Source organism: Bacillus sp. LLTC93 (assembly GCF_002993125.1).
Classification (GTDB): Bacteria; Bacillota; Bacilli; order Bacillales; family Bacillaceae; genus Bacillus; species Bacillus zhangzhouensis.
This window is the reverse complement of sequence record NZ_PVME01000005.1, coordinates 127,279-144,367: the sequence shown is the minus strand read 5'-3', so window position 1 is coordinate 144,367 and position 17,089 is coordinate 127,279. Positions and strand designations below refer to the sequence as shown.

18 protein-coding genes and 1 riboswitch are annotated in these 17,089 nt (G+C 44.3%); all 18 genes read left to right on the top strand.

Annotated features, from left to right (window positions below; all coding sequences use genetic code 11):
- Positions 1 to 15 precede the first annotated feature (15 nt).
- The 18 genes from C6W18_RS15820 to purD all read left to right on the top strand — a co-directional run bounded on the left by C6W18_RS15820 (position 16) and on the right by purD (position 17,032).
- The gene (locus tag C6W18_RS15820; RefSeq protein WP_105928223.1) at positions 16 to 1,341 is read left to right on the top strand and encodes an NCS2 family permease; all 1,326 of its coding nucleotides are present in this window, start codon (positions 16 to 18) and stop codon (positions 1,339 to 1,341) included.
- Positions 1,342 to 1,548: 207 nt separating this feature from the next.
- Positions 1,549 to 1,710 carry a Fur-regulated basic protein FbpA gene (locus C6W18_RS19870; RefSeq protein WP_142392819.1) on the top strand — a complete coding sequence of 54 codons (162 nt, stop codon included), beginning with the start codon at positions 1,549 to 1,551 and terminating at the stop codon, positions 1,708 to 1,710.
- A gap of 18 nt (positions 1,711 to 1,728) precedes the next feature.
- Positions 1,729 to 1,911 carry a YezD family protein gene (locus C6W18_RS15815; protein WP_105928193.1) on the top strand — a complete coding sequence of 61 codons (183 nt, stop codon included), beginning with the start codon at positions 1,729 to 1,731 and terminating at the stop codon, positions 1,909 to 1,911.
- A 218-nt stretch (positions 1,912 to 2,129) separates the two neighbouring features.
- Positions 2,130 to 2,921 carry a hypothetical protein gene (locus tag C6W18_RS15810; protein WP_105928192.1) on the top strand — a complete coding sequence of 264 codons (792 nt, stop codon included), beginning with the start codon at positions 2,130 to 2,132 and terminating at the stop codon, positions 2,919 to 2,921.
- Between the two features lie 203 nt (positions 2,922 to 3,124).
- Entirely contained in the window at positions 3,125 to 3,679 is a 555-nt protein-coding gene (locus C6W18_RS15805; protein ID WP_034320274.1) for a DUF2179 domain-containing protein, read from the top strand.
- Positions 3,676 to 3,876 carry an NETI motif-containing protein gene (locus tag C6W18_RS15800; protein ID WP_099727399.1) on the top strand — a complete coding sequence of 67 codons (201 nt, stop codon included), beginning with the start codon at positions 3,676 to 3,678 and terminating at the stop codon, positions 3,874 to 3,876. The genes C6W18_RS15805 and C6W18_RS15800 overlap by 4 nt, the downstream gene beginning before the upstream one ends.
- Positions 3,877 to 3,955: 79 nt before the next feature.
- Positions 3,956 to 4,057, top strand: a riboswitch (purine riboswitch).
- A 172-nt stretch (positions 4,058 to 4,229) separates the two neighbouring features.
- Positions 4,230 to 4,718: a 5-(carboxyamino)imidazole ribonucleotide mutase gene (gene purE, locus C6W18_RS15795; protein ID WP_050945777.1), complete on the top strand. Its 489-nt coding sequence runs from the start codon at positions 4,230 to 4,232 to the stop codon at positions 4,716 to 4,718.
- A complete protein-coding gene (purK, locus tag C6W18_RS15790; protein ID WP_105928191.1) occupies positions 4,711 to 5,853 on the top strand; it encodes a 5-(carboxyamino)imidazole ribonucleotide synthase in 1,143 nt (380 codons plus the stop codon). The genes purE and purK overlap by 8 nt, the downstream gene beginning before the upstream one ends.
- The gene (gene purB / locus C6W18_RS15785; RefSeq protein ID WP_105928190.1) at positions 5,850 to 7,145 is read left to right on the top strand and encodes an adenylosuccinate lyase; all 1,296 of its coding nucleotides are present in this window, start codon (positions 5,850 to 5,852) and stop codon (positions 7,143 to 7,145) included. Before purK ends, purB begins: the two co-directional genes overlap by 4 nt.
- 72 nt (positions 7,146 to 7,217) lie before the next feature.
- On the top strand, positions 7,218 to 7,940 hold the full coding sequence (gene purC, locus C6W18_RS15780; protein WP_105928189.1) for a phosphoribosylaminoimidazolesuccinocarboxamide synthase: 723 nt from the start codon (positions 7,218 to 7,220) through the stop codon (positions 7,938 to 7,940).
- On the top strand, positions 7,933 to 8,187 hold the full coding sequence (purS, locus tag C6W18_RS15775) for a phosphoribosylformylglycinamidine synthase subunit PurS (protein WP_003214349.1): 255 nt from the start codon (positions 7,933 to 7,935) through the stop codon (positions 8,185 to 8,187). The genes purC and purS overlap by 8 nt, the downstream gene beginning before the upstream one ends.
- Entirely contained in the window at positions 8,184 to 8,867 is a 684-nt protein-coding gene (purQ, locus tag C6W18_RS15770) for a phosphoribosylformylglycinamidine synthase subunit PurQ (RefSeq protein WP_105928188.1), read from the top strand. Before purS ends, purQ begins: the two co-directional genes overlap by 4 nt.
- Positions 8,851 to 11,082: a phosphoribosylformylglycinamidine synthase subunit PurL gene (gene purL / locus C6W18_RS15765; protein WP_105928187.1), complete on the top strand. Its 2,232-nt coding sequence runs from the start codon at positions 8,851 to 8,853 to the stop codon at positions 11,080 to 11,082. The genes purQ and purL overlap by 17 nt, the downstream gene beginning before the upstream one ends.
- Positions 11,058 to 12,488 carry an amidophosphoribosyltransferase gene (gene purF / locus C6W18_RS15760; RefSeq protein ID WP_105928186.1) on the top strand — a complete coding sequence of 477 codons (1,431 nt, stop codon included), beginning with the start codon at positions 11,058 to 11,060 and terminating at the stop codon, positions 12,486 to 12,488. Before purL ends, purF begins: the two co-directional genes overlap by 25 nt.
- Positions 12,489 to 12,584: 96 nt before the next feature.
- A complete protein-coding gene (gene purM / locus C6W18_RS15755) occupies positions 12,585 to 13,625 on the top strand; it encodes a phosphoribosylformylglycinamidine cyclo-ligase (protein ID WP_105928185.1) in 1,041 nt (346 codons plus the stop codon).
- Positions 13,622 to 14,191: a phosphoribosylglycinamide formyltransferase gene (gene purN, locus C6W18_RS15750; RefSeq protein WP_034320253.1), complete on the top strand. Its 570-nt coding sequence runs from the start codon at positions 13,622 to 13,624 to the stop codon at positions 14,189 to 14,191. Before purM ends, purN begins: the two co-directional genes overlap by 4 nt.
- A gap of 15 nt (positions 14,192 to 14,206) precedes the next feature.
- On the top strand, positions 14,207 to 15,745 hold the full coding sequence (gene purH, locus C6W18_RS15745; protein ID WP_105928184.1) for a bifunctional phosphoribosylaminoimidazolecarboxamide formyltransferase/IMP cyclohydrolase: 1,539 nt from the start codon (positions 14,207 to 14,209) through the stop codon (positions 15,743 to 15,745).
- A gap of 12 nt (positions 15,746 to 15,757) precedes the next feature.
- On the top strand, positions 15,758 to 17,032 hold the full coding sequence (gene purD / locus C6W18_RS15740) for a phosphoribosylamine--glycine ligase (RefSeq protein WP_105928183.1): 1,275 nt from the start codon (positions 15,758 to 15,760) through the stop codon (positions 17,030 to 17,032).
- Positions 17,033 to 17,089 lie beyond the last annotated feature (57 nt).

Below are 17,089 nucleotides of genomic sequence, written 5' to 3'. Positions count from 1 at the left end.
GGGAGTCAGTTGGCTTTGAAACAGTATTTTCAGTTTGATGAATTAGGAACGAATTATCGCAGAGAGATCATCGGCGGTTTAACGACATTTTTGTCGATGGCTTATATTTTGTTTGTCAATCCGATCACACTTGCTTTAGTGGCAGTACCGGATTTTCCAGATAAATTACGAATTGATCAGGGGGCTGTCTTTACAGCTACAGCGTTAGCCTCTGCGGCAGGGTGTTTCCTGATGGGATTGATCGCCAGGTATCCGATTGCGATTGCACCAGGTATGGGTCTGAATGCGTTCTTCGCCTTCTCGGTTGTTCTTGGCATGGGAATCTCATGGCAGGCAGCACTTTCAGGTGTTTTTGTTTCAGGATTGATTTTCGTTGCACTTTCTTTAACAGGTTTCCGTGAAAAAATCATCAATGCCATTCCGGCTGAGCTGAAGCTGGCGGTTGGTGCTGGTATTGGTTTGTTCATTACGTTTGTCGGTCTGCAAGGCTCTGGCATTATCGCCAATAATGACAATACGCTCGTTTCTATCGGGAACATTCATAGTGGCCCTGTGCTGTTAACTGTGTTTGGTATTGTGGTGACCGTCATTTTAATGGTTCTTCGCGTGAATGCAGGTGTCTTCATTGGGATGCTTGTGACAGCCATTGCAGGGATGATCTTTGGTCTTGTGCCAGTACCATCTCAAATTGTAGGAAGTATTCCAAGTCTGTCTCCAACCTTTGGTCAAGCGTTGATTCACTTGCCAGAGATTTTCTCGATCCAAATGCTTGTCGTCATTTTAACGTTCCTATTCGTTGGTTTCTTTGATACAGCAGGTACACTTGTGGCTGTAGCAACACAAGCTGGTTTAATGAAAAATAATGAGCTGCCACGTGCAGGAAGAGCCCTGCTAGCGGATTCTTCTTCTATCGTTGTCGGTTCTGTTCTTGGAACATCAACAACGACGTCTTATGTTGAATCTAGCTCAGGTGTTGCAGCTGGTGCTCGTTCTGGTTTTGCAGCGGTCGTCACAGGCATTTTCTTCTTGCTTGCGATGTTCTTCTCACCACTTTTATCCATCGTTACAAAGAATGTGACAGCACCTGCTTTAATCATTGTCGGTGCACTAATGGTCGCTCCGCTGGCGAAGATTGCATGGGATCGTTTTGAAATTGCTGTACCAGCTTTCTTAACGATGATTATGATGCCACTGACATACAGTATTGCAACAGGGATTGCGGTTGGCTTTATTTTCTACCCGATTACGATGATCTTTAAAGGGAAAGCGAAAGAAGTGCATCCAATTATGTACGGATTGTTTGTCATCTTTATACTATATTTTGTTTTCTTAAATCATTAATTGAACATCTGAAACAGCAGCTCATGGAAGCTGCTGTTTTTTTGTTAAAAAAATCAAAACATAGTTGACTTATAGGAATTATGTGTTTATGATAAAAAGACATAATTCGCTGATTGGATCACCAAAGGCGCTTTGATTTCCTTTTTTCAATAGAAGGTTTCAGAGTGCCTTTTTTTCTTGTATTCATGAAAAAGGGGAGGGGATGTCTTGTCACGCTGGCTTAGGCAGGTGATTGAGCGGAAAAAGCAGGTATTGATTGAGAAGCTCCTTTTATCGGGGCATGAAGAAAAACAGGAAGCGCTCATGCATTATACGATTCATGAGCTGGAAAATGAGGTTCTCTATGTAAAAGAGCGAAAGCAAAAATAGTGGGATGGGGGATGAGCGATGGATGAACAAAAACTGAATTTTATTTTATCTGCCTTAAAAGGGATTGAGTATGGATCAGTGGTGATCACCATTCATAATGGACATATTACACAAGTCGATACGACAGAAAAGACCCGTTTCCCTGCTCATCAGGAGAATCTCCGGGTTCAGAAAGCAAAGCGGAGTCACTATCGTTCATGACGAGCTCATATAAGATGATGAAAGCTGATGCAGCCATCAGCTTTTTTTGTTTTGTCTTATTTTCTCACCGTGTTAAAACCTCTGCGGTCTTTTATCCGTCTATTCGTATGACGGTCAAGGAATCTTGACTGAATAGAGAGACTCCGCTACTTTAATAGGAGTCATCCGAACAGGTCATTCACCTGAGCCTGTAAGGATTGGATAGGAGTTGATATGAGATGTTAGAGAAAGATCAAGAGCAGGTCACATCTGAAATGAAAAATGACGAGCCAACAATAGATCAAGAAACAAGGCAATCCCGTCTTAGCCGCAGCACTGCAAAACGAGGAAGAACTTCAAAGGCGGCTGATGATGAGCGTTCAGCCCTTCAGCGCATATTGAGAGGCGTAGGTGGTGCTTTTAAGCGCTATGGCTCATATGGACTTGCGATGTTAAAATCACCTAGTCGTGCCATAAATCAAGCGGAAACATTACGCATGAAGTACGCCTGGATTTCCATTGTGTTATTCAGCGTGTTTTTTGCTTTAGGGAACTATGTTCAATTAAAGGCGTCTAAGACCCGTTTATTAGGTTTTGGCATTCATTATTCTTTTGGTGACGCCTTTTTGAAGGTAGCAGTCTTTACACTCATTCTGTTGACATTGATGATGCTCACGATTTGGGTACTTGGAAAGTACATGCTAAAAGGGAACATATCGCTGAAAGAAGTGATCATGAAGTTTGGTGCCGCGCTTGTCCCGGTTTTGGTTTTATCCATCCTTTGGCTTGTATTTGCCATGCTGAATATTCCATACGTGACTGTTATGTTATCCGTGATGATGTTTTTCGGTCTCCAGTTAATTGCAGTTGTGCTCTTTCGTTCCATTCAATCAGAGCATGAAGCCATGCGCGGAGATTTGATGTATGCTGGCTGGGTATTTTTATTGGTTGAGCTGGTCATTATTGCACTGCTCTGGAGCATTGTTGGAGAGTATTTGATTCCATCACTTGTTCCTGTCCGGTTTGGATAAATATCGTTGAAAACCTCCTTTTTAGAAAAAGGAGGTTTTCATGTTGAGAAGAGAAAAAAACGGGTAAACTCTTGGTAACAAAGACCACCCTTGTTGTCGAAAGATATATGTGTTTTTCTCGCGCAAATTTGATTGTATCAAGGTTTGTTCTCTAGTAGAATATGGGGTGCTTTATTTGATTTTTAGTGCAGGGGGTTCGAATCGTGCTTCAACAACTTTTATCCAATGCGTTCACCATGGTTTTAATCATTTTAGTCATTAATATTGTCTATGTCTCTTTCTCCACCATGCGATTGATTTTAACAATGAAAGGTAGGCGGTACGCAGCAGCTTTTGCTGGTACGGTCGAAATGCTCATTTATGTGATTGGGTTAAGCATTGTGCTAGATAACTTAGACCAGGTACAAAATGTTCTTGCGTATGCACTAGGTTATGGGATTGGGATCATTGTCGGGATGAAAATTGAAGAGAAGCTGGCACTTGGCTACATTACTGTGAACGTGATTACAAAAGAATTGGATCTTGATCTCCCAAGACAACTGAGGGAAAAAGGATATGGTGTCACCACCTGGGCAGCAGGCGGTCTTGAAGGAGACCGGTCAGCAATGCAAATTTTAACACCGAGAAAATATGAACTGCAATTATATGAAACGATTAAAACGCTTGATTCAAAGGCGTTTATCATCTCATATGAGCCCAAATCGATTCACGGCGGCTTCTGGGTGAAGGCTGTGAAGAAAAGGAGAATTAAAGAATGACTGCAAAACCAAAGAAGAAGAAATTCTATGTGGAAGACAACATGACGATCGACCAAGTGTTGTCCCAGATGGCAGAGGAAGGCTATTCGCCTGTCCGTCGAATGGAGGAGCCGATCTTTCAGGAAAAGAAGGAAAATGGGTCGATTCAGATCATTCCGATTGGGAAAAAAATCGTATTTGAAGGAAAAATAGTCTAAACACGAACATTAAAACGACGACTTCATAGATTGTTCGATAAATCCGTTGACATCATGAACATCCGTTGTTAAGATAAAAATGAAATCAAAACACGAGCCTCATATAATCTTGGGAATATGGCCCATAAGTTTCTACCCAGTTACCGTAAATGACTGGACTATGCAGGATAGTGAACAAAACTGACATGGCGTTTTAAAAAAGCGAACAGCGCTTACCATGGCCCGGTTTGTGTTGCTTCCTAACAATGCAATGCAAATCGGGCCTTTTTGTTCGGCGTTTGACAAGCTAACTTAGGTTTGGGGAGCGTGTCAAACGATACAAAATCGAATATCAGCTTAAAGGTGGGAACAAAATGAAGCCGCTTGTAGGTGTCATCATGGGAAGTACATCTGATTGGGAAACAATGAAAAATGCGTGCGATATCTTAGAGGAATTAGACATTCCGTATGAAAAACAGGTTGTATCCGCACATCGGACACCTGATTTGATGTTTGAATATGCGACTGAAGCAAGAGGTAAAGGACTAAAGGTCATTATTGCCGGTGCTGGAGGCGCAGCACATTTACCGGGGATGGTCGCAGCAAAAACGACACTGCCGGTCATTGGTGTGCCCGTTCAATCAAAAGCACTAAATGGGCTGGATTCGTTATTATCCATCGTTCAAATGCCAGGTGGTGTACCAGTTGCCACAGTGGCTATTGGTAAAGCCGGTGCAACAAATGCAGGCCTGCTAGCCGCACAAATGATCTCAGCGTTTGATGAAACAATCGCAGCTCGTCTTGAAGAGAGAAGAGAGCAAACGAAACAGACTGTACTAGAAAGCAGTGATCAGCTTGGCTAAGCAGACCATTTTTCCAAACGCAACCATCGGTATTATCGGCGGAGGACAGCTTGGCAGATACATGGCGGTTAGCGCAAAGCAAATGGGGTACCGGGCAGCTGTTCTAGACCCAGTCACACAATCTCCATGTGGACAGGTTGCTGATACAGAAATCACAGCCGCATATAGTGACCTTGAAGCGATAAGGCAGCTAGCGGAAATCAGCGATGTGGTGACATATGAGTTCGAAAATATTGATTATGATGCACTTAATCAGTTGAAGGAAGAGGCGTATTTACCGCAAGGAAGCGAACTCCTTCTGTTAACTCAAAACCGTGAAACCGAGAAAAAAGGGATTGTAGACGCAGGCTGTGAAGTAGCGCCTTACCGCATCATTCATGATGAAAAGGAGCTAGAAGACGCAGCGGACGTGCTTGGGGTGCCTGCCGTGCTGAAAACATGCAGGGGTGGTTACGATGGAAAAGGACAATACGTGATCAAAGAGAAAGAGCAGCTTCATGAAGCTGCCGCATTGCTCTCGCATGGAACATGTATTTTAGAAAGCTGGGTCCCATTTCAAATGGAGCTATCGGTCATCGTCACGCGGTCTGTTCATGGAGAAATTGCGGTATTTCCAGTCGCTGAGAACATTCATAAGCACAATATTTTATTCCAAAGCATTGTGCCTGCAAGGGTAGATGATCACATTGAGGAGAAGGCAAAAGAACTGGCAACGACACTGGCTGAAAAGCTAGGATTAGTCGGTACACTTGCTGTAGAACTGTTCCTGACAAACGAAGGAAAGCTACTTGTCAATGAACTGGCACCACGCCCGCATAATTCAGGTCATTATACGCTCGACTTATGTGAGACGAGTCAGTTTGAACAGCACGTTCGGGCGATATGTGGTTTGCCCCTAGGTGGTACAGCCCTTTTATCAGAGGGCATGATGGTGAACTTATTAGGCGATGAAGTGGACATTCCAAAAGAGCATCCTGAGCTTTTAAAGGAAGCAAAGCTTTATTTATATGGAAAGCATGAAGTAAAAGCAGGCCGCAAAATGGGGCATATAACGTTTATGAAAAAGCTCGATGATGAATGGATGACAAACATCACAAAGATATGGACTGAAAGAGATGGAGGAAACGGGAAATGATCGAACGTTACGCACGACCAGAAATGTCAGCAATCTGGACAGAAGAAAACAAATTTAATGCATGGCTTGAAGTAGAAATTCTCGCTTGTGAAGCTTGGGCAGAACTTGGCATTATTCCAAAAGAAGACGTTGTGACAATGCGCAAGAATGCAAGCTTTGATATTGGACGTATTTTAGAGATTGAACAAGACACGCGCCACGACGTGGTTGCCTTTACGCGTGCTGTATCTGAATCTCTAGGAGAAGAAAGAAAGTGGGTTCATTACGGGTTAACCTCTACAGACGTAGTGGATACGGCGCTTTCATATCTATTAAAACAGGCGAACGATATCCTGCTCAAGGACATTGAGAGATTTGTTGACATACTAAAAGAAAAGGCAAAAGAGCACAAATATACCGTCATGATGGGCCGTACACATGGTGTACACGCTGAACCGACAACATTTGGCCTGAAGCTTGCTCTTTGGTACGAAGAAATGAAGCGTAACTTAGAACGTTTTAAACAAGCGAAAGCTGGTATCGAATACGGCAAAATCTCTGGTGCTGTTGGCACATATGCGAACATCGACCCGTTTGTTGAGCAATATGTATGTGAGAAACTTGGCATCAAAGCTGCACCAATTTCTACCCAAACCTTGCAGCGTGATCGTCATGCAGATTACATGGCAACCCTTGCTTTAGTTGCAACAAGCATTGAGAAATTTGCTGTTGAAATTCGTGGTCTTCAAAAGAGTGAAACACGCGAAGTAGAAGAGTTCTTCGCAAAGGGACAAAAAGGATCATCGGCTATGCCGCATAAACGGAACCCAATCGGCTCTGAAAATATGACTGGGATTGCCCGAGTCATCCGTGGTTATATGCTGACAGCTTATGAAAATGTACCGCTTTGGCATGAGCGTGATATTTCTCATTCATCTGCTGAGCGCATCATTTTACCAGATGCAACGATAGCACTGAACTATATGCTGAATCGTTTCTCAAACATCGTGAAGAACTTGACGGTCTTCCCTGAGAACATGAAACGCAACATGGATCGCACACTTGGCTTGATTTACTCACAGCGTGTTCTTCTCGCGTTAATCGATACAGGCATGGCACGTGAAGAAGCATATGACACCGTTCAGCCAAAGGCGATGGAAGCTTGGGAAAAGCAAGTGCATTTCCGTTCATTAGTAGAAGCGGAAGAAAAAATCACATCACGCTTAACACCTGAACAAATCGCGGATTGCTTCGATTACAACTATCACTTGAAAAATGTCGATATGATTTTCGAACGTCTAGGTCTTGCGTAAGAAATGGGTCGCCTGCTCGTCAGGCGTCCAATCCTGAAAATTGCCAACATTCAAATTAGGAGGCCAACCTGAATGACTGTGAAACAAGAACTTCTCTACGAAGGCAAAGCGAAAAAAATCTATCAGACCGATGACGAGCATATTTTATTTGTCGAATATAAAGATTCAGCGACAGCATTTAACGGCGAAAAGAAAGCTGAAATTGAAGGCAAAGGCAGACTGAACAACGAAATTTCAAGCTTAATCTTTCAAATGCTGCATGAGAAAGGGATCAACAATCACTTTGTGAAACGCCTCTCTGAAACAGAACAGCTCATTCAAAAGGTGCAGATTGTACCGCTTGAAGTGGTTGTACGAAACGTTGTGGCAGGCAGTATGTCAAAGCGTCTCGGAATTCCAGAGGGAACGAAACTGGATACACCTTTGATCGAGTTTTACTACAAGGATGATGCACTCGGTGATCCGCTCATTACAGAAGATCATATTCGCATTTTACATGCAGCGACACCTGAGCAGGTGGAAGAAATGAAACAGATCACAAGACAAGTGAATGAAGAGTTAAAGCAAATCTTCTCAGATTGCCATGTGAATTTAATTGATTTCAAACTTGAATTCGGAATAGATCACGAGAATCGTATTTTGCTAGCTGATGAGATTTCACCTGATACGTGCAGGCTTTGGGACAAAGACACAAACGAAAAGCTTGATAAAGACGTGTTCAGACGAAACCTGGGCGGCTTAACGAATGCATACGAAGAAATTTTCAAAAGACTTGGAGGCCATAAACATGTATAAAGTGAAAATTTTTGTCAGCTTAAAAGAGAGCGTTCTTGATCCACAAGGAAGTGCCGTGCAGCACGCTTTGCACAGTATGTCTTATCAGGAAGTAAAGGATGTCCGTATCGGGAAATACATGGAGCTTGTCATTGAAAAATCAGATCGTGATTTAGATACAGTGGTAAAAGAAATGTGTGAAAAATTACTTGCCAACACGGTGATTGAAGATTACCGCTATGAGGTGGAGGAGGTTGTCGCACAGTGAAGTTTGCAGTGATCGTCTTGCCTGGCTCTAACTGTGATATCGATATGTACCATGCGATTCAAGATGAGCTAGGTGAACAAGTTGAATATGTATGGCACGACGAAACAAATCTTGACCGATTTGACGGTGTACTCGTACCAGGCGGTTTCTCTTATGGGGATTACTTAAGATGTGGTGCGATTGCTCGCTTCTCTAACATCATGCCGGCGGTGAAAAAAGCAGCTGAGGAAGGAAAACCTGTTCTTGGTGTTTGTAACGGGTTCCAAATTCTTCAGGAGCTTGGCATTCTTCCGGGTGCGATGAGACGAAATAAAGACCTGAAATTTATCTGTCGTCCAGTTGAACTCATTGTAGAGAACAACGAAACGCAATTTACAAGCGGCTATCAAAAAGGCGAATCCATTACGATTCCTGTAGCGCACGGTGAAGGCAACTTCTACTGTGACGAGGACACTTTAGCGAAGCTCATTGAACGAGGCCAAATCGCTTTCACTTACGGAGACGATATTAACGGCAGTGTCAATCGAATTGCAGGTGTAACGAATGAAGAGGGCAATGTACTCGGCATGATGCCGCACCCTGAGCGCGCAGTTGATTCATTACTAGGCAGCGCAGACGGACTTAAATTGTTTCAATCTATCGTGAAAAATTGGAGGGACACTCATGTCACTACTGCTTGAACCAAGTCACAAGCAAATTAAAGAAGAGAAATTGTATCAGCAAATGGGATTGAGTGATGAAGAATTCGCTTTAATCGAATCCATTATTGGCAGGCTGCCAAACTACACAGAAACGGGCATTTTTTCTGTGATGTGGTCAGAGCATTGCAGTTATAAAAACTCGAAGCCTGTTTTAAGCAAATTCCCGACAAAAGGAGAGCATGTTCTTCAAGGTCCTGGGGAAGGCGCTGGAATCGTTGATATTGGAGACAACCAAGCGGTTGTATTTAAAATCGAATCACATAACCATCCATCTGCGGTTGAACCGTATCAAGGAGCGGCAACAGGTGTCGGCGGGATTATCCGTGATGTATTCTCTATGGGTGCGCGTCCAATTGCTGTATTAAACTCTCTTCGTTTTGGTGAACTGACTTCACCGCGCGTGAAGTACTTGTTTGAAGAAGTAGTGGCAGGGATCGCAGGCTATGGAAACTGTATCGGTATTCCAACAGTCGGCGGAGAGGTTCATTTTGATCAAAGCTATGAAGGCAACCCGCTCGTTAACGCCATGTGCGTTGGGTTGATCAATCATGAGGACATCAAAAAAGGCCAGGCCAAAGGTGTTGGCAATACGGTCATGTACGTCGGTGCCAAAACGGGACGTGACGGAATTCACGGTGCAACATTTGCCTCTGAAGAATTTTCTGATGGATCAGAAGAAAAACGTTCAGCTGTTCAAGTTGGCGACCCATTCATGGAAAAGCTATTACTTGAAGCATGCCTTGAAGTCATCAAAAACGATGCGCTCGTTGGCATTCAAGATATGGGAGCGGCTGGCTTAACAAGCTCAAGTGCGGAAATGGCCAGTAAAGCAGGTTCTGGTATCGAGATGAACCTAGATCTCATTCCGCAGCGTGAAACAGGCATGACGGCATACGAAATGATGCTGTCTGAATCGCAAGAGAGAATGCTTTTGGTCATTGAAAAAGGCCGTGAACAAGAAATCATTGATATTTTTGAAAAATACGATCTAGAAGCTGTATCAGTCGGTCATGTGACAGATGATAAAATGCTTCGTTTACTCCATCAAGGCGAAGTGGTTTGTGAGCTTCCTGTTGATGCACTAGCAGAGGAAGCACCGGTTTATCACAAGCCGTCAAGTGAGCCTGCATACTATCGTGAGTTCTTAGAAACAAAAGTCGAAGCACCTGACATTACAGATGCAGCACATACGTTAAAGCAGCTCCTTCAGCAGCCAACGATTGCAAGTAAAGAATGGGTTTACGATCAATACGACTACATGGTACGAACAAATACAGTCGTTGCACCGGGCTCTGATGCGGGTGTTTTAAGAATCCGTGGAACGAAAAAAGCGCTAGCGATGACAACAGATTGTAACGCACGCTATCTCTACCTTGATCCAGAGGTCGGCGGGAAAATCGCAGTCGCAGAAGCAGCACGTAACATTGTATGCTCAGGTGCTCGTCCTCTTGCAGTGACAGATAACCTGAACTTCGGTAACCCAGAGAAACCAGAAATTTTCTGGCAAATTGAAAAGTCTGCTGACGGAATTAGCGAAGCATGCCGCACGCTAAGCACACCGGTGATCGGTGGTAACGTCTCTTTATATAACGAATCAAATGGAACAGCGATTTACCCAACACCAGTCATTGGGATGGTTGGTTTGATTGAAGATACAGCTCATATTACGACGCAATCGTTTCAGCAGGCAGGCGACGTGATTTTCGTCATTGGTGAGACGAAGGAAGAATTCGCAGGCAGTGAGCTACAAAAGATGACAGAAGGCCGCATCTACGGAAAAGCACCAGAAATTGATTTGACTGTCGAGCTTGCGCGTCAGGAAGCTCTTCTAGCGGCGATTCAAAACGGACTTGTTCAATCAGCGCATGATGTATCTGAAGGCGGTCTTGGTGTCGCACTTGCTGAGAGTACGTTTGGAACAGACGGCCTTGGTGCTGATATCCAAATCGATTTAAACAACGAAGCTTCATTATTCAGTGAATCGCAGTCACGTTTTGTTGTGACCGTTAAGCCAGAGCACCGCGAAGCGTTTGCTGCGGCTGTGAAGGATGCAAAAGAAGTCGGAACGGTCACAAATGATGGTGTATTTACCGTCAAAAATCAAGAAGGACAACAATGGATTCATGCAGCGGTCAACGAGCTTGAACGCGCATGGAAAGGAGCGATCCCATGCTTGCTGAAATCAGAGGCTTAAACGAAGAGTGTGGTGTCTTTGGGGTTTGGGGACACGAAGAAGCCCCTCAAATCACATATTACGGATTGCATAGCCTTCAGCACCGAGGACAAGAAGGTGCGGGAATCATTGCAACAGATGGTGAAAACCTGACGTCACACAAAGGCCTTGGACTGATTACGGAAGTCTTTCAAAACGGTGAGCTAAAGGATTTAAAGGGAAGAGGAGCGATCGGACACGTTCGTTATGCGACAGCAGGCGGAGGCGGCTTTGAAAATGTGCAGCCCCTTTTCTTCCGCTCGCAAAATAATGGCAGTCTTGCCCTTGCTCATAACGGGAACTTAGTGAATGCAACGCAATTAAAGCAGCAGCTTGAGAACCAAGGGAGTATTTTCCAAACATCCTCTGATACAGAGGTGCTGGCTCACTTAATTAAGCGCAGCGGGTATGTTGAATTGAAAGAGCAAATCAAAAACGCCCTGTCTATGCTAAAAGGAGCATATGCTTTCTTAATTATGACGGAAACAGAAATGATTGTGGCGCTTGATCCGAACGGCTTACGTCCACTTTCACTTGGTATGCTTGGGGACGCTTATGTGGTCGCTTCTGAAACATGTGCATTTGATGTCGTCGGCGCAACATATTTACGAGATGTGGAGCCTGGCGAAATGCTAATCATTAATGATGAAGGGTTGAAATCTGAACGCTTCTCTATGAACATTAACCGCAGCATGTGTAGCATGGAATATATTTATTTCTCAAGACCTGACAGCAACATCAATGGCATCAACGTGCATAGCGCGAGAAAGAATCTTGGCAAGAAGCTTGCAGAAGAAGCCCATGTGGAAGCAGATGTTGTCACAGGCGTACCAGACTCTAGTATTTCTGCAGCGATTGGATATGCCGAAGCAACAGGCATTCCATATGAGCTTGGTTTAATTAAAAACCGATATGTCGGCCGGACATTTATTCAGCCGTCCCAAGCATTGCGCGAGCAGGGCGTACGTATGAAGCTGTCTGCTGTGCGCGGGGTTGTCGAAGGAAAGCGTGTTGTCATGGTGGACGATTCCATCGTACGCGGAACAACGAGCCGCCGAATTGTGACGATGCTAAGAGAAGCGGGTGCAACAGAAGTACATGTACGCATTAGTTCACCGCCAATCGCTCATCCGTGTTTTTATGGAATTGATACGTCCACACACGAAGAGCTGATTGCTTCTTCTCATTCAGTTGAAGAAATTAGACAGGAAATCGGTGCAGACTCCATTGCATTTTTATCTGTAGACGGTTTAATGGACGGGATTGGCAGAGAGTATGATGATCCGCAGCGTGGTCAGTGTTTAGCATGCTTTACTGGAAAATACCCGACTGAAATTTATGAAGATACTGTCCTTCCGCATGTGAAGGAAACAGTCCTGACGAAATAATCGAATAATGGAGCAGCAGTCAAGATGATTTGATATGCTGCTCTTTCATTCTGCCGAAAATACATGGAAGAAAAGCAGATAAAAGGAGTGAATGGGATGTCAGAAGCATATAAAAACGCCGGTGTCGACATCGAAGCAGGATACGAAGCCGTCAAGCGAATGAAAACACACGTAGAACGTACTAAAAGAGCAGGAGTCATGGGTGCTCTAGGCGGATTTGGCGGTATGTTTGATTTATCTGAGCTGTCATACAAAAAGCCTGTTCTTGTCTCAGGAACAGATGGTGTTGGCACAAAATTAAAGCTCGCTTTTTTAATGGATAAGCACGATACAATCGGTGTAGATGCCGTCGCTATGTGTGTCAATGATGTGCTGGCACAAGGGGCAGAGCCGCTCTTTTTCTTAGATTATTTAGCTGTCGGAAAAGCAGATCCTTTGAAAATTGAATCCATTGTCAAAGGGGTGGCTGACGGATGCGAGCAATCAGGTTCGGCGCTTGTCGGCGGAGAGACAGCAGAAATGCCAGGTCTTTACACAGAAGATGAATATGATATTGCTGGTTTTTCTGTAGGCGTCGTTGAAAAGGATGAAATCGTGACAGGAGACAGCATCAAAGAGGGACATTTGCTCATCGGACTAAGCTCAAGCGGAATTCATAGCAATGGTTATTCTCTTGTACGTAAAGTATTGCTGGAAGACGCTGGTCTTGACCTTCATCAAACGTATGCACCTTTTACAAGACCGCTTGGAGAAGAGCTACTTGAACCGACGAGAATTTATGTGAAGCCTGTGCTCAAACAAGTGAAAGCCGGTAAAATTGACGGCATGGCACATGTGACGGGCGGCGGTTTTATTGAAAATTTACCACGTATGCTGCCTGAAGGACTTGGCGTTGAAATTGATAACGGTTCATGGCCAGTACCGCCTATTTTCTCCTTCATTCAAGAAAAAGGACTGTTGAAGTCAGAAGAGATGTTTAATGTGTTTAATATGGGCATTGGCTTTGTCTTAGCTGTAAAAGAGGATCATTTAGTTGATGTGATCAGTGGGCTTGAACAAGACGGAGAAAAAGCATTTCTCATTGGGCGTGTTCAAAAAGGAGAAGGTGTCACATTCGGCGGTGGAAGCCTCTCATGAAGAAGTTTGCGATCTTCGCCTCTGGAAGCGGGACGAATTTTCAAGCCATTATTGATACGTTAAAAGAAGAACAGTGGCAGGCAGAGGCTGCCATTGTGATTTGTGATAAGCCAGGTGCGAAGGTGCTAGAGCGAGCGGAAAAAGAGGGCATTCCCTCATTCGCTTTTACGCCGAAGGCTTTTCCAAGCAAAGCCGCTTTTGAACAAACCATTATTGAACAACTGAAGCTACATGAAGTGGAATGGATTTTCCTCGCTGGGTATATGAGATTAATTGGTCCGACATTACTTGAAGCATTCAGAGGGAAAATCGTGAATATCCACCCATCCTTACTGCCAGCATTCCCAGGGCTTGATGCCATTGGACAAGCCTATCAAGCAGGAGTCAAAGTGGCAGGCATCACCGTCCATTATGTTGACGAAGGCATGGATACGGGCCCGATTATTGACCAAGCAGCGATCCATATAGAACAAGGCGAAAACCTTGAATCAATTGAAAAAAGAATGCATGAACTAGAACACACACTATATCCAAAAGTGATCAAATCACTTTTAGAATTATCTTAATGAGGTGACAAAGGCATGACGATTAAACGCGCATTAATCAGTGTTTCCGATAAAACGAAACTTGTACCTTTTGTGAAAGCATTAACAGAACTTGGTGTTGAAGTGATTTCAACTGGAGGTACACACAAGCTTCTTCAAGAGAACGGCATTGATGTGATTGGTATTTCTGAAGTGACTGGATTCCCAGAAATCATGGATGGACGACTCAAAACACTTCATCCAAACATTCATGGTGGACTATTGGCAGTGAGAGAAAACGATGAGCACATGGCACAGATTGAAAAGCACGGCATTCAGCCGATTGATCTTGTGGTCGTGAATCTCTATCCATTCAAAGAGACAATCTCAAAAGACGATGTGACGTATGAAGAAGCGATTGAAAACATTGATATTGGCGGACCGGGCATGCTTCGTGCCGCTTCTAAAAACCATCAGGACGTAACAGTCATAGTGGACCCTCGTGATTATGATTCAGTCGTTCAGCAAATCAAAGAAGGCGGCGTGTCGCTAGAGAAAAAACGTCAGCTTGCGGCAAAGGTATTCCGTCATACAGCTGCTTACGATGCCCTCATTGCGGATTATTTAACGAACCATGTTGGCGAAACGGAGCCAGAACAGTTCACTGTCACGTTTGAGAAAAAACAATCCCTCCGTTATGGAGAAAACCCGCACCAAGCGGCTACTTTCTATGAAAATGCTCTTCCAAGCAAAGGCTCATTGGCAACAGCGACACAATTACATGGAAAAGAACTTTCCTACAACAATATCAAAGATGCTGATGCCGCTCTCCAAATCGTACGTGAATTTACGGAGCCAGCAGCTGTCGCTGTGAAGCACATGAACCCATGTGGCGTCGGTACAGGAGAAACCATTGCAGAAGCCTTTGACCGTGCATTCAAAGCAGATGAAACATCTATTTTTGGCGGCATTGTTGCGCTCAACCGTGAAGTAGACAAACAAACAGCTGAAGTGCTTCATACGATTTTCTTAGAAATTGTCATCGCACCATCATTTAGCCAAGAAGCACTTGAGGTGTTAACAGCGAAAAAGAACCTTCGTCTATTAACACTCGATGTCGAAGCTGATCTCGAGAAGAAAGAAAAGCAGCTAACTAGTGTACATGGCGGACTACTCGTTCAGGATATCGATACTTACGGCTTAGACGAAGCAACGATCTCCATTCCGACGAAAAGAGAACCAACAGAAGACGAATGGAAAGATTTAAAGCTTGCATGGAAAGTGGTCAAGCATGTGAAATCAAATGCGATTGTCCTTGCGAAGGATCAAATGACAGCAGGTATTGGTGCTGGTCAAATGAACCGTGTCGGCTCAGCTAACATTGCGATTGAACAAGCAGGTGAAAAGGCGAAAGGAAGCGCACTAGGCTCTGATGCTTTCTTCCCAATGGGCGATACAGTGGAAGCTGCTGCAAAGGCAGGCGTAACAGCGATCATTCAGCCAGGCGGATCGATTCGTGATGAAGAATCGATTCAAAAGGCAGATGAATACGGCATTGCCATGGTCTTCACTGGCGTTAGACATTTCAAACATTAAGGGGATGACAGTGTGAACGTATTAATTATCGGCAGAGGCGGAAGAGAGCATACCATCGCATGGAAAGTGAATCAAAGTGAACTTGTCAGCCAAGTATTTGTCGCACCCGGCAATGATGGAATGACAGACGCTGCAAAGCTTGTACCGATTGACGAAGGCGATCATGAGGCGTTAATTCATTTTGCAAAAGAAAACGAGATCGGTTTAACAATTGTCGGTCCAGAGGTTCCTTTAATTGCAGGTGTGGTTGATGCATTTGAAGAAGCAGGTCTAAAGGTATTTGGACCAAATGCAAAAGCTGCGGTCATTGAAGGCTCAAAGGAATTCGCAAAGGACTTAATGAAAAATTACGATATCCCGACAGCTGCTTACGCCACCTTCACATCTTTTGCAGAAGCAAAGGCATATGTGGAAGAAAAGGGTGCGCCGATTGTGATTAAAGCAGACGGTCTCGCAGCAGGAAAAGGCGTGACAGTCGCCATGACACTTGAAGAGGCGATCAACTGCCTGCATGACTTTTTAGAGGATGAAAAGTTCGGTGATGCGAGTGCATCTGTTGTGATTGAGGAATTTTTAACAGGGGAAGAATTTTCTCTGATGGCTTTTGTAAATGGAGAAAAGGTGTACCCAATGGTGATCGCACAGGATCACAAACGGGCTTTTGAAGATGACAAAGGACCGAACACGGGCGGTATGGGGGCTTATTCACCGGTTCCGCAAATTTCAGATGAAGTGGTGCAAAAAGCGGTGGAAGAAGTGGTGAAGCCGGCGGCTCGTGCGATGGTGCAGGAAGAACGTCCGTTTACAGGCATTTTATATGCGGGCTTAATGCTGACACCAGAAGGCTCAAAGGTCATTGAATTTAATGCACGCTTTGGCGATCCTGAAACGCAGGTAGTGCTCCCTCGTCTTGAATCAGATTTAGTCCAAGTATTCCTCGATGTTCTAGATGGAAAAGATGTGGACTTACAGTGGAAAGACACTGCGGCTGTCAGTGTGGTTCTTGCATCAGAAGGGTACCCTGAGGACTACGCAAAAGGCACACCAATAGGTGCTTTGCAAACGACTGTATCTGATGTTGTAACCTTTCATGCAGGAACGAAAAAAGAAAATGAGCAATTTGTCACAAATGGCGGTCGTGTAGCGAATGTTACTGCATTTGATGACACGTTTGAAGCGGCAAGATCAAGAGTGTATGAAGCGGTTGAAGAAATCATTCAACCAGGGCTATTTTATCGCCGTGACATTGGTGCCCGTGCGCTGAAGGCAGCGGGGAAAGCTTTGTAAGCGAGCATTCTGCCATAAGTGTATAGAAAAAACACCTTTAGTTTGTGTGTAGAGAAG

Coding starts and splice junctions, on each gene's coding strand:
- purH (WP_105928184.1), top strand. CDS start 14,207: ATGACGATTAAACGCGCATTAATCAGTGTTTCCGATAAAACGAAACTT.
- purS (WP_003214349.1), top strand. CDS start 7,933: ATGTATAAAGTGAAAATTTTTGTCAGCTTAAAAGAGAGCGTTCTTGAT.
- purN (WP_034320253.1), top strand. CDS start 13,622: ATGAAGAAGTTTGCGATCTTCGCCTCTGGAAGCGGGACGAATTTTCAA.
- purM (WP_105928185.1), top strand. CDS start 12,585: ATGTCAGAAGCATATAAAAACGCCGGTGTCGACATCGAAGCAGGATAC.
- purC (WP_105928189.1), top strand. CDS start 7,218: ATGACTGTGAAACAAGAACTTCTCTACGAAGGCAAAGCGAAAAAAATC.
- purF (WP_105928186.1), top strand. CDS start 11,058: ATGCTTGCTGAAATCAGAGGCTTAAACGAAGAGTGTGGTGTCTTTGGG.
- purE (WP_050945777.1), top strand. CDS start 4,230: ATGAAGCCGCTTGTAGGTGTCATCATGGGAAGTACATCTGATTGGGAA.
- C6W18_RS15800 (WP_099727399.1), top strand. CDS start 3,676: ATGACTGCAAAACCAAAGAAGAAGAAATTCTATGTGGAAGACAACATG.
- C6W18_RS15810 (WP_105928192.1), top strand. CDS start 2,130: ATGTTAGAGAAAGATCAAGAGCAGGTCACATCTGAAATGAAAAATGAC.
- purL (WP_105928187.1), top strand. CDS start 8,851: ATGTCACTACTGCTTGAACCAAGTCACAAGCAAATTAAAGAAGAGAAA.
- purB (WP_105928190.1), top strand. CDS start 5,850: ATGATCGAACGTTACGCACGACCAGAAATGTCAGCAATCTGGACAGAA.
- C6W18_RS15815 (WP_105928193.1), top strand. CDS start 1,729: ATGGATGAACAAAAACTGAATTTTATTTTATCTGCCTTAAAAGGGATT.